This window comes from Mesorhizobium sp. M0106, from assembly GCF_040322715.1.
GTDB lineage: Bacteria > Pseudomonadota > Alphaproteobacteria > Rhizobiales > Rhizobiaceae > Mesorhizobium.
Genome location: NZ_JAMYUA010000004.1, coordinates 239077 through 251118 on the forward strand (window position 1 = coordinate 239077; position 12042 = coordinate 251118).

12 protein-coding genes are annotated in these 12042 nt (G+C 61.1%); 8 read left to right on the forward strand and 4 right to left on the reverse strand.

What is annotated here, in order from left to right; genetic code table 11:
• Positions 1 to 82: 82 nt before the first annotated feature.
• The 7 genes from NKJ55_RS06365 (at position 83) to NKJ55_RS06395 (ending at position 6191) form a co-directional block, all read left to right on the forward strand.
• The gene (locus tag NKJ55_RS06365) at positions 83 to 265 is read left to right on the forward strand and encodes a hypothetical protein (protein WP_126092905.1); all 183 of its coding nucleotides are present in this window, start codon (positions 83 to 85) and stop codon (positions 263 to 265) included.
• Positions 266 to 388: 123 nt separating this feature from the next.
• A complete protein-coding gene (locus NKJ55_RS06370) occupies positions 389 to 1393 on the forward strand; it encodes a SctD/MshK family protein (RefSeq protein ID WP_352449140.1) in 1005 nt (334 codons plus the stop codon).
• On the forward strand, positions 1390 to 1821 hold the full coding sequence (locus NKJ55_RS06375; RefSeq protein WP_352449141.1) for a hypothetical protein: 432 nt from the start codon (positions 1390 to 1392) through the stop codon (positions 1819 to 1821). The genes NKJ55_RS06370 and NKJ55_RS06375 overlap by 4 nt, the downstream gene beginning before the upstream one ends.
• Positions 1822 to 1846: 25 nt before the next feature.
• Complete coding sequence (locus NKJ55_RS06380; RefSeq protein ID WP_352449142.1) at positions 1847 to 2158, forward strand: tetratricopeptide repeat protein; 312 nt, start codon at positions 1847 to 1849, stop codon at positions 2156 to 2158.
• A complete protein-coding gene (gene sctV / locus NKJ55_RS06385) occupies positions 2155 to 4323 on the forward strand; it encodes a type III secretion system export apparatus subunit SctV (RefSeq protein WP_352449143.1) in 2169 nt (722 codons plus the stop codon). Before NKJ55_RS06380 ends, sctV begins: the two co-directional genes overlap by 4 nt.
• 47 nt (positions 4324 to 4370) lie before the next feature.
• Complete coding sequence (locus tag NKJ55_RS06390) at positions 4371 to 5729, forward strand: type II and III secretion system protein family protein (protein ID WP_352449144.1); 1359 nt, start codon at positions 4371 to 4373, stop codon at positions 5727 to 5729.
• A gap of 12 nt (positions 5730 to 5741) precedes the next feature.
• On the forward strand, positions 5742 to 6191 hold the full coding sequence (locus NKJ55_RS06395; RefSeq protein WP_352449145.1) for a hypothetical protein: 450 nt from the start codon (positions 5742 to 5744) through the stop codon (positions 6189 to 6191).
• A gap of 83 nt (positions 6192 to 6274) precedes the next feature.
• Here the strand turns inward: NKJ55_RS06395 and NKJ55_RS06400 are convergent, their stop codons facing one another.
• Positions 6275 to 7072 carry a tetratricopeptide repeat protein gene (locus NKJ55_RS06400; RefSeq protein ID WP_352449146.1) on the reverse strand — a complete coding sequence of 266 codons (798 nt, stop codon included), beginning with the start codon at positions 7070 to 7072 and terminating at the stop codon, positions 6275 to 6277.
• Positions 7073 to 7162: 90 nt separating this feature from the next.
• Between NKJ55_RS06400 and NKJ55_RS06405 the strand changes: the two genes are divergently transcribed.
• Positions 7163 to 8203: an EscU/YscU/HrcU family type III secretion system export apparatus switch protein gene (locus NKJ55_RS06405; RefSeq protein ID WP_352449147.1), complete on the forward strand. Its 1041-nt coding sequence runs from the start codon at positions 7163 to 7165 to the stop codon at positions 8201 to 8203.
• 207 nt (positions 8204 to 8410) lie between these two features.
• Here the strand turns inward: NKJ55_RS06405 and NKJ55_RS06410 are convergent, their stop codons facing one another.
• The 3 genes from NKJ55_RS06410 to NKJ55_RS06420 are packed head-to-tail and all read right to left on the reverse strand — an operon-like array spanning position 8411 to position 11956.
• On the reverse strand, positions 8411 to 10039 hold the full coding sequence (locus tag NKJ55_RS06410; protein ID WP_352449148.1) for an ABC transporter ATP-binding protein: 1629 nt from the start codon (positions 10037 to 10039) through the stop codon (positions 8411 to 8413).
• On the reverse strand, positions 10029 to 10913 hold the full coding sequence (locus NKJ55_RS06415) for an ABC transporter permease (protein WP_352449149.1): 885 nt from the start codon (positions 10911 to 10913) through the stop codon (positions 10029 to 10031). The genes NKJ55_RS06410 and NKJ55_RS06415 overlap by 11 nt, the downstream gene beginning before the upstream one ends.
• A complete protein-coding gene (locus NKJ55_RS06420; RefSeq protein WP_352449150.1) occupies positions 10910 to 11956 on the reverse strand; it encodes an ABC transporter permease in 1047 nt (348 codons plus the stop codon). The genes NKJ55_RS06415 and NKJ55_RS06420 overlap by 4 nt, the downstream gene beginning before the upstream one ends.
• Between the last annotated feature and the right edge of the window lie 86 nt (positions 11957 to 12042).

A 12042-nucleotide genomic window follows, 5' to 3' on the forward strand; every position in this document is an offset into this window, starting at 1 on the left:
TTAAGCTGCCTTCGCAACCCTCCGGACTGCAGCGATGTGAGTCCGGAGTTTGCAACTTGGATAGTCCCTCAAGGAGACAATGATGGCTGCTACCCCTCCCATTACCTCCGGCTCAGCAGGGTCGCCGGAACAGAACCTGGACAAGATGATCAAGCACCAGGAGCGCATGTTTGGCCTGGAGATCACGAAAGAGATCGCGAAATCCCAGCATGACATGCTGATGAGCACCGCCAGGACGCTCGGCCAGTCGGCTGAAAAGGCCTAAGGCGGCGGATTCCCGAACCATGCGCCGCCGCAAGCACCCGGCGGCGTACTTTGCACGGCGCAATTTTTTCAGCGCCGTCATCAGGCCGCATTTGAAATGGTCATCGGCGGGAGATGAAGTGGCATGACCGCTCGTCCTATCACCAAACATCTGGAACCAGCAGCGCCGGCGCGCCGACTCGGATCGATCATCGCCCCCTCTCCGGAAACCGGACATTCCATTGCGCTGAGCGTGACCCACGGATTTCACGCCGGCGCCGAAGTCAGTCTGGTCGAGCCACAATATACGATCGGCTCCAGCACTGAGTCGGACATTGTCCTGCGCGATGCCGGCATCGCACCGATTCACGCAAGGCTGCGGCGCAAGGGCAGCCAAGTTGAAATCGAAGCCGTCGGCGGCGATATCACGTTGGCCACGGGCGAGACCATCCATGAGGGACATGGCAGCCGCTGCAGGCTGCCGCTCACCATAAGTGTTGGCGAGGCGCGCATCAAGCTGGTCAGCCTGCAACGCGTACCCAATCGATGGTCCTTTGCCAATCGCCCGCTGCTGGTCGCGAGCAGCGTTCTCTGTGCGGTTCTCGCAATTTCCGTTGCCGCGAACGGGTTTTCTTTCGCCAAGCAAGAGATTGGCGCAAAGGCGTCCTCTCAAGACGGGCAACCAGTCAGAGTGGCTTTCGTCGGCCAGGCAGGGGAAAAAATCCTGGACGATTCATCGCCAGCGCAAATCCACACTGCCGCCGAAGCGGAAAGCCAGCTCAAGCTGCGCCTCGAGCAATCCGGCATAAGCACATTAACGGTTCTGCAATCGGAGGGACGCCTCGTGGTCTCGGGTATGATCCCGAATGACAAGAGTGATGTCTGGGCACAAACGCAATCCTGGTTCGATCAGTCGTTCGGCGCTTACCTTCCCCTCATCTCAAACGTCATGGTTGGCAATGCGCAGCAGGCCCCGCGCCTGAGGCTGCAGGCGATCTGGTATGGCGAGCGGCCCTACGTCATCGCAGCCGATGGGGCGCGCTATCACGAAGGTGCATTCACCGATGACGGCTGGGCCGTCAAACACATCGGCGAAACCGAACTTTTCCTGACCAAGGGCGGCGCCACGGTCGCGCTGAAATATCCGTGAACCGGCGGCTTGAAGCGGCACGATTCGACACGGCACGGGTTGACACGGCGGGCCGCGAGGGGCGGCAGGCGGAAGGTGTGCGGGGCCAGGCCATCAGCCGGCGGCGGATGAATGGGGTCGACAAAGCAGCAAACCGTGCTCAGGGGACGAAATCAGCCGCCGGTGCAGAAAGGCCGGAAACGGCGGAATTCCAGGCTTCTCAAGGTGCGGCCGGCGAGTCGCTCGACGAGATACTCGCCAATTTCGTCATGCCCAATATTCCCGAACCAGCCATCCTGCGTCGCTCCGTGCCTATTCTCCAGCATCTTGTAACGCACCTGGTCCCAAGCCTGGAGGGCGGGGAGCAACTCAAGACGCTCGCCAGAACGCTGATGGAGGATGAAATCGAGCGTCATCGCGATCTGCTTGGTCGCATGCAGGAAGGATAGAACTCTGACCGAGCCGCGTGACACCGTGCATCTTTTGCATGTCCTAGGCTATCTCTACGGGTGTCACGGGCAGGCAAAGCGGGGCGCGGCCTACCTGCTTATTGCTGCACAGCTCTCGCCGGGAAATGCCGGCGTCCTCAGAACGTTGGCGCACCTTCTCATACTCGATGGCGAGGCGGAAAAGGCGCTTGCCACGATTGCCAGGCTGGAGACCTTGGAAGGAATGGATCACCCGGTGCTTACATTGCTGAAGAGCCGCGCCTTGCTCGTGGCGGGGCGCAAGACGGAGGCGCGCAGTGCCTTGCTTAACTTCCTGTCGCAACGAGGCGTCGGATGACCGTCTCGGAACGACTGATGCAATTTCTTGCCAGGCTGTCACGCCGCAGCGATCTGGTCATTGCCATCCTGATGCTCGTCGCGGTGGTGATGATGCTCATTCCATTGCCGACGTTTCTCGTCGACATTCTCATCACCGCAAACATCGCCATCAGCGTGCTTATCCTGCTGGCCTCGTTCTACGTTTCTCATCCACTCCAGTTTTCGTCACTGCCGTCGGTCATCCTCATCGCCACTTTGTTCCGGCTGGCGATCACGATCACGACCACGCGACTCATCCTGCTCCAGGCCGACGCAGGCGAGATCATTGCCGCCTTCGGCACCTTCGTCGTCGGTGGCAGCATTGCGGTGGGCCTCGTCATCTTCCTGATCATCACTGTTGCGCAGTTCATCGTTGTTGCGCGGGGTGCCGAACGCGTCGCCGAGGTGGCCGCGCGCTTCACGCTCGATGCGCTGCCGGGCAAGCAGATGAGCATCGATGCCGAGTTGCGCAACGGCGACATCGATCAGGCGGAGGCACGCCAACTGCGCCAGCAGCTAGAGCGCGAGAGCCAGCTGTTTGGCGCAATGGATGGCGCCATGAAATTCGTCAAGGGGGACGTGATCGCAGGCATTGTGATCATTCTGGTCAACCTGATCGGTGGTTTCGCAGTCGGTACGCTGCAGCACGATATGTCGATCGGCGACGCGGCTGCGACCTACACGCTGCTCACCGTGGGCGACGGCCTGGTGGCGCAGATACCTGCACTGCTCGTCGCTCTGGCCGCCGGCACAATGGTGACGCGCGTCGGCAGCGCGGACGGAACGGGCGATCTTGGCCGGCAAATAACCAGCCAGCTGCTGCGCGACTCCCGCGCGCTCGCGCTCGCCGCGGTGATCATGGTCGGCCTTGCCATGGTGCCAGGCTTCCCCTCCATCGCCTTCCTAGTCCTTGGTGCCTGCTGCGGAGCCGGCGCCTATGCAATCAATCGCCGCACCGCCCAGGAATCCGAGGCTCAAGATATCGGCCATATCGCCGCGCCTGCACAGCGGGGGAATTCCGCGTCGCTTTCGGCAATCTCCACCGCAACACTGTCTCCGTCCTACCGCGTCGTCGTGCGCTTCGGAACCGAGCTCGGACGCTTGGTCCCGGAGCTCGAATTTGCCGCGCTCGCCGACGGCGTGCGCCGCGACCTCTTCGGTGATCTCGGTGTCGACGTTCCGGCCATCGGTATGCACGTCGACGAGATGCTTTCGCCACGAAGCGTCCGTGTCGATCTGGAAGGTGCGCCCATCTTGGATGCCGAAATTCGTGCCAACCGTGTTCTTGTCGAAGCGGACACGACGCATCTCGATCTGCTCGAAATACCCTACGAAAAAGGTTCTCCGATTGCCGGTCAGCGCAAATTCGTGTGGGCCAATGACAGCCACCTGTCGGCATTGAAGGAGGCCGGCTTCGTCTTCTCAACGCCGGTGCAAACAGCGGCCAAATGGACCGGCAATGCACTTCGTCTATATGCCGGCCATTTCGTCGGGATTCAGGAGACACGCAGGCTGCTCTCGGACATGGAACCGGACTATGCCGATCTGGTCAGGCAGGCGCAGGAGATCGTGCCGCTCCAGAAGATCGCGGAAGTGCTTCGCCGGCTCGTCGGCGAAAACGTGCCGATCCGCAATCTGCGCCTTATCCTCGAGGCCCTGATCGAATGGGGACAACGCGAACAGGACGTCGTCTTGCTGACGGAATATGTCCGCACATCCTTGAAGCGTCAGATCAGCTTCCGCTGCGCCGGCCGCAACAACATCATCGCCGCCTATGTGCTGCAGCGGTCGGCCGAGGATATCCTGCGAAACGCAGTGCAAAGCACATCGACCGGCACCTTCCTGAACCTTTCGGACGATGATGCGCAGGCTTTGATCACCGAAATCGAGCGAGCCCTGTCGCAGAACACCACCGACGTCTCGCCGGTCGTCCTCGCCGCGATGGATGTGCGCCGTCACATGCGCAGCCTGCTCACACACAATGCCATCGAGCTTCCGGTTCTGTCCTTCCAGGAGCTCGCACAGGAATTCAATGTCCAGCCGCTGGCCACGATCGCCGGCCGCTCCGGCAAAGCCAGCGCGCGCATCGTCTCCCAGCCGCTCCCGTCGGCTCAGGCGAAAGCCGCGCAGGAGGCACCCTCCTGACGCCAGCCGGACGGATGGGGACATCGGGGATTCAGGAGAGGAACGGCATGACATTCCACAGTACCGCGGCAGGCGTTGGATCAGCCGCTTTCGCCAGGCGGGCAGATTTAGGCCGGCTCGCTATCGCGACGATTGGCGTTCTGCTGGCGTTGTTGCTCATAGGGGCCGACGCGACAGCACAGAACATATCGCCCTTGCCGAGCAAACCAACGATCGGCTTGCCGGTCGGGCAAGGACGCCTGTTGCGGTTCAATGACCCGGTCGAATCCGTGCTGATCGCCGATACCACGATCGCGGACCTTCAGGTCGTGTCGCCGAGCATGGTCTATGTGTTCGGCCTCAAACCCGGCCTGACCAACCTCATTGCGGTCACGGCCGATGAGCGGATCGAGGCAACGGCCCAGTTCCGCGTCACCCCCGATGTCACGCCTGCTACCGAAGCCAAGCAAGCAATGCAGCCGAGCTCGGCGACAAATCTCCACATTTTTGGCACCCGCATCGTTGCCACAGGCGAGGCGCGAGGCGTCGATGAGGCAACGGATCTGGACAATGTCGCCCGGACCTTCTCGCCGCCGGAACAGCCGCCGCTGAACAACATGACCGTGCAGGGCTCACAGCAAGTCAACATCCGGGTTCGCTTCGCCGAAGTCTCGCGCACGGAGCTGCAGTCGTACGGCGTCGACTGGTCTGTCGGCTACAGGAGCGGCGGCTTCGAATTCAACATGTTCCAGGACAATGGCGTGCCCTCTGGGAACGGCAATTTCGGTTTGAACATGGACCAGGCGCATGGCCTCAACTTCGACATTCTGATCGAAGCCCTGCAACGCAACGGCATCGTCAAGATACTGGCCGAACCGAACCTGACGGCCATGACCGGTCAGACGGCAAGCTTTCTCGCCGGTGGCGAAATTCCGGTTCCGATCCCGCAAGGAACCGACGTCGTCACCGTCCAATACAAGCCCTTCGGCGTGTCCCTCGGCTTCACCCCGACGCTGATCGGCCGCAATCGCATCGCGCTCCATGTCCAGCCGGAAGTCAGTTCTCTATCTGAGACCGGATCCGTAAGCGCCAACGGTTTCGCCATGCCGAGTTTCGTCGTGCGCAAGGCCGACACCACGGTCGAAGTGGCGAGCGGTCAGACATTTGCGATCGCCGGCCTTTTCCAGCAGCGGACTTCGCGCAATCTGGAAAAGTTTCCGGTGCTGGGCGATGTACCGGTGCTTGGCCCGCTTTTTCAATCACAGCGTTTCCAGCACGAAGAGACCGAACTGGTCATTTTGATTACGCCCTATCTGGTGGAACCGGTGCGCGACAGCCTCGCCACGCCGCTTGATCGTCCGGCAGCCAAGCACCGCAGCCGCAAGCACGCCAATGACGCATCGGCGACGGGTCTGATCATCAAGTAACGAGGACCGGATATGACATCCCCCATCGCATTTTTCTGCGTTGTTCCAGCGCTGGTTCTGGCCGGCTGCGCGAGCAGCCCGCAACAGCGGCAGGATTATTCGCCTGGCTACAACTATGTTTCGACGGATGCAGGCGGCTCCGAGAAAGGTGTCGGCGGCTCAGTTCTTGCTCCCGATGCCTGTCTGGCCGAGCCAGCCGACGACGACAACTCTGCTGCCAAGACGAATCTGACGATCGTCTCCGGCGTCGGCTCCCATCTGCCGCCCGGTTGCGCCAATGCCTTCAATCTTCAGCGGATGTCCGAAAGCCAGCGTGACCTCGTAGAAGGCCGCCGCATGGGCCCGGCGGCGGCGGCACCGACCGCGCGCGCGGCCCGTCGCTACCTCGATGGCGAGGAGGCTCCGATAGGCGGCGCCAACAGCGCGCCGTCGGTGCCGCAAACAACGCTCCCAGTCGAGTGAGCCGGCGCGGTATTCGCCCGCGTAGTGTCACCCTACGCGTCGCGCTTGGCGGAAGATCGCTTCAGGCCCTCCGGCCCGATTCGCTAGCCGAGGATGGAGCCGAGCGCCTTCGCTTTGGCCTGAGTGCTGCCCTTCAGCCGAATGGTTCTTGCGCGGGCAAGCAGGGTGGCCACCTCCTTGGTCGTCAGCCCGATTGGCGGCGAGGCCTTGACCTGGTCGGCCTGGCCAAGAAGCCCGTACACCACCACAATGTTGCGCTTGTGGTGCAATTGCGCATTGGGAGCGGCGGCAATTTTCTGCACCAGCGGCAGCGCCGCAGCGGAATTGTCTTCGAGGGCTGCCGCCAATGCCATGTTGGTCTCGACGTCAAGATCGCCCGGCGCAAGTCTCAACGCCTGGGCGAAAGTCTCCTGCGCCTGCCCTGTCTGCCCGGCGAAAGTCTGCGCAACGCCCAATCGGTTGTAGGCGCCGCTGGTGTTGACCAGCGGCGCTGCCTGCGCAAGCGCGCGCATGCCTGCATCGATATCGCCTACCTCCATCATCGCCGAGCCAAGCCCAAGCATTGCTCCCCCGTCATTGGGAGCTTTGGCCAGCGCGGCCCGATAAGCTTTGGCGGCATCGGCAGGATAGCCTGCCCGCATGTAAGCGTCGCCTGTCTTGACGAACGCGCTCGCCTTGGCGCCCGGCATTGCTGCGGCGCGCTGGTAGAGCGCGATGGCGGTATCACTTTCTCCGCGCGCATCAATATCGTCGGCAAGCTTGATCAGGCGCTCGGATTGAGACGATGGGCCCTGCGCCTTGGCCTGCACGGAGCCGGTTTGGGTCGTCTGGCAACCGCTCAGCGCCAGCGCGACGACGACTGGCATGAATACGACACGCAACCGCAAATCCACCTCTCCGTATTCAAGCCTGTCCCACCTTACACAGGGCATCGGCCGACTGGAACCACGATAGTGCGGTAAGATTGCAACATGGCCGAAGAAGCTGAGGAAAAGAAATTACCGGCGTCCGACAAGAAGCTTCGTGACGCCCGCCGCAAGGGCCAGGTTTCGCAAAGCCGCGACCTGGTATCCGGCTTCACTCTTTTCGCAGCGCTTGGCTATCTCTATTTTTGCTGGCCGCTGCTCTTCAAATATCTTTCGGAACTCGTGCAGACTGTGACGGTGCCCGGCGGCTCTTTCGAGGAGGTCAGCCTGCGTGCCATCCACCACTCGTTCTCATTGCTGATGCTTGCCACATTGCCGCTAGTCGGCATCGTTGTGGTTCTCACCGTAGCCTTCGGCATGCTGGCCACGTTCGGGCCGGTCTTCTCGTTCGAGCCGCTCAAGCCGCAGTTCGATCGCATAAACCCGGCGAAGGGCCTTCAGAAGATCCTGTCGCTCCGCAATGTCATCGAGTTCGCCAAGGGCCTCGTCAAGGTGGTGTTCCTGGCAAGCCTTTTCGTATTCATCCTGATCGCCTGGCTACAGCCTCTCTTCGATGCGCCAGGCTGTGGTCAGACATGCCTGGAGCCGACCATCAAGGCGGTGATGACACCTCTCGGGACTGCCGCCGCCCTGGCCTTTATCGTCATCGGCTTGATCGATGTTCCTATTCAGCGCTGGCTGTTCCTACGGGACATGCGCATGACAACAACCGAATACAAGCGCGAACACAAAGATCTCGAAGGCGATCCATTGATCCGCCGTGAACAGCAGCGACAGCGGCGCGAAGCAGTGATGCAGCCTGCGAAGCTAGGTGTGAAAAACGCGGTCATCGTCTTGGTGTCAGGCGACCGCGCCGTGGCCTTGCGCTACGTCAAGGGCGAAACGCCTGTGCCGACAATTGTCGGCAAGGGTCAGGGCCGTGCGGCCGAAGATATGATGGCTCAGGCGCGCGAGGCAGGTATCCCCATAGTCGAGGATGCCGTTACCGCCCAAGCGATCTTCGAAAATGCGAACATCGGGTCTTATATCGGCCAGCAGATGTTTTCCCCGGTCGTTCGCCACCTCGTCCGGCACGGGCTCACTTGAGCCAAAATCCTGCGATTGTCGTTCTATGCCAGTTTAGCCCTGTCGGCTGGTGGAAGCGAAGCGGAAGTCCGCTGGTCGCGCATCCGTCAGTGTCAAGGCGGCACGGCGGAAGACCGACCAGGCCGATTCAATGAGGGCGTTTCGGAGGACCTGTCATGCCGCCCGATCCGCAGCTTGCGTTCATTCGCGTTGAATAACAATGCGTCCTCAGCCCCGGCTGGCCAGCAGCCTTGTCAGCCAATCCGGATCCATTTCCGGCACGGAGGATAAAAGCCGTTCGGTATAGGGGGCATGCGGCGGCGTGAGAATTTCGCTCTTTAATCCCTGCTCAACGACTTTCCCCTGGTGCATGACCACAATCTCGTCGGCGATCGCCCGCACGGTGGCAATGTCATGGGTGATGAAAATGTAGCTCATGCCGAGCTCGCGCTGAAGCCGCATTAACAGCTTGAGGATTTCCTCCTGCACAATCTGGTCGAGCGCAGACGTGATTTCGTCGCAGATGATCAGTTCCGGATCGGCGGCCAACGCTCGGGCGATGCAAACGCGCTGCTTCTGGCCCCCCGACAGTTCGGCCGGCACACGATCCAAGTACGTTTCGCTCATCTCGACCATGTGCATGAGTTCGCCGATCCGCCGATCCCGCTGCGCTCCCTTGAGGCCAAGATAGAATTCAAGCGGCCGAGCTATGACTTCTTCGACCGTCTGGCGCGGATTTAGCGCGTTGTCGGGCATTTGATAAATCATCTGTATGCGACGCAGAATCTCTTTTGGGCGGGTCTCCAGGGTCTTGGAAAGGGCCTGGCCGGCAAAGGAAATCGACCCCGAAAGCCGCGGCAACAGGCCGGTAACGACGCGAGCGAGCGTCGATTTCCCGGAACCGGATTCGCCGACCACAGCCACTGTTCGTCCACGTGGAACTTTGATGGAGACATCCTGGAGCACCTTGACCCTCCGCGCGTAAGCCGCGGTGACGTTGTCTATCGTAAGCAGATATTCATCGGCCGGAACTTCGGGCTTGGCGAGCTTGCGCACGGCCCAGAGCGTTTTGGTATATTCCTGGCTGGGCGAGGCGAGCATCTGGCGTGTTTCAGCCTCCTCCACGGTAAGTCCATCGCGCAAAACCATGATGCGGTCCGCCATTTGCGCCACCACCGCCAGATCATGCGTCACATAAATTGCAGCCGTGTTGAATTCCTCCACGACATTGCGAATGGAGGCGAGAACTTCGACCTGCGTCGTCACATCGAGCGCCGTCGTTGGCTCGTCGAAGACGATGAGGTCCGGACGACAGGCCATCGCCATCGCGGTCATTGCCCGTTGCAACTGTCCGCCGGAAACCTGATGAGGATAGCGAAAGCCGATGGTCTCCGGGTCTGGAAGCTGAAGACGCCGATAAAGATCGACGGCACTCCGGTTCGCTTTCTCTCGGCTGGCAATCCCATGCGCCACCACAGTTTCGACAGTCTGGTCGAGGAGCCGGTGGGCCGGATTGAAAGAGGCCGCGGCGCTTTGTGCGACATAGGCGATACGGGAGCCTCTGAGGCGACGCCGCCCTGTTTCGCTGAGTGCCAGAAGATCGAGCCCGTCGAACAGGATCGAGCCCTGTGTGATACGGCAGCCCGGCTTGGCGTAACCCATCGCGGCGAGGCCAATGGTGGATTTGCCGGCGCCTGACTCGCCGATCAGGCCAAGAACCTCCCCCCGCTTCAGCGCCAGATCGACCCCGCGGACAATGGGATGCCATCGCTCGTCCGAGAAGCCCTCCACATGGAGATTGCGGATCTGAAGTAGATCCTTACCTTTTTCGCGCGAGGCCGGACCGCTACCTTTCATCCCGCAACCCGCTTGTTGCGTGCAGGAACCAGTCGACGACGAAATTCACGGATACCGTGAGGAGGGCAATCGCGCCGGCCGGCAGCAGCGGCGTGACATCGCCGTAGGTGATCAGGGTTGCATTCTCGCGCACCATCGATCCCCAATCGGCGGTCGGCGGCTGAATGCCGACGCCCAGGAAGGACAGTGCCGCGATCGTGAGGAATACGAAGCAAAATCGCAAGCCGAACTCCGCGACCAGCGGCGGCATGACATTGGGAAGGATTTCCTTGGCGATGATCCATTTCGGGCCTTCGCCGCGCAATCGCGCCACCTCGACATATTCCATCACTGCTACGTTAAGCCCGACGGCGCGTGCGAGCCGAAAGACGCGGGTGGAATCGAGCAGCGCAATGATGATTATCAGGCTGGTGATCGACGACCCGAAGATCGAAAGCAGCACCAGGGCGAAGATCAGGCTTGGGATCGACATCAACACGTCCACCGCACGCGACAGTATCTGGTCGAGCCATCCCCTGTACAATGCGGCAAGAAGGCCGAGCGAGACGCCGACGGCGAAGGACAGCAGTGTGGTCGCGACGGCGATACCGATGGTGTTGCGCGCACCGTAAATCAAGCGTGTGAGCATATCGCGGCCGAGCTGGTCGGTTCCCAGTTTGAACTGCTGGCTCCACGGTGCGAAGGCTTCGCTGAAGACCTGCGTTTCGCCGTATGGGGCGATCCAGTGCGCGAACACCGCAACGATGACATAGCCGATGATGACGAGGATGCCGAACCAGGCACTGAAGGGTGCCTTCTTCAGCGCCGTTTTGGCCCGGGTGGCGCGCGAGCGCCTCAGCCTGTGAACCTGAGCGATGGGTTCGTAGCTGGTCATCGTGGATGCAAGAGCCTTGGATTGGTGGCGATCGAAATGATGTCGGCAGTCAGATTGAGCAGGATGTAGGTCGCCGCGAAAATCAGGGCGCAGGCCTGGACAACCGGAACATCCCTGGATTTGACCGCATCAACCATCAGCTGACCGATGCCGGGATAGACGAACACCACTTCGACAACGACCACTCCGACGACCAGATAAGCAAGATTGAACGCCACCACCGTGACGATCGGAGCCCATGCGTTGGGCAAGGCATGCCTGAGTACGATGGCCATGGGCGACATTCCCTTCAGCCGCGCCATGTCGATATAGGGGCTTGCCAGCATGTTGATGATCGCCGCTCGTGTCATGCGCATCATGTGGGCGACGATGACGAGCGTAAGCGTGGTTGCCGGCAAAGCTACTCTCCAGACGTGATTCCAGAATGGCGTCTGGTCGTTCACGTTGGACAAGGTCGGGAACTTGGGAACTGCGTTGAGTATCCAGTTCAGTGACACTGCGAGCCAGTGCGGCAGGGATTGTGCGAACTCGGATCCGATGAACGTGTCGCGCGAGATGACCAGGTAGGCAAGCATATAGGCGACGAAAAACTCCGGGAACGAAATGGTTGTCAGCGTCACTGCGTTCACCAGCCGGTCGAACCAGCCATTGCGGTAGAGCGCAGCGAGGATGCCAAGTCCCAGGGCCAGCGGAACTGCGATCAGCGCGGTCATCGACGCGAGGAACATCGTATTGTAGAGGCGCGGCGCGATGATCTCGGCCACGGTGCGCCGATACCCGGTGCGGCTCGCGAACGAAGAGCCGAAATCCCCGTGGAGCATCTGCCCGACCCAGACGAAGTAGCGCTCGACAGGCGGACGGTCGATGCCAATTTCTCGCTGGAAGGCGGCGACCGTTTCGGGTGTCGCGGATTGCCCGAGCGTCGCCTTGGCGAAGTCGCCCGGCAGCATTGCGATCGCCGAGAAGATAATGATGGACACGATGAACAGCGTGACCAGGCCGAGGCCAAGGCGCTGCAGAACCGTTCTTGCGACGGGGTTCATGGGTACGCATTTCCCGTTGCGGCCGCTGCCCTCCCACATCCGGCAGGGCACACCGGGGCCAACCGGACCCTCGCAACCATCGCGGG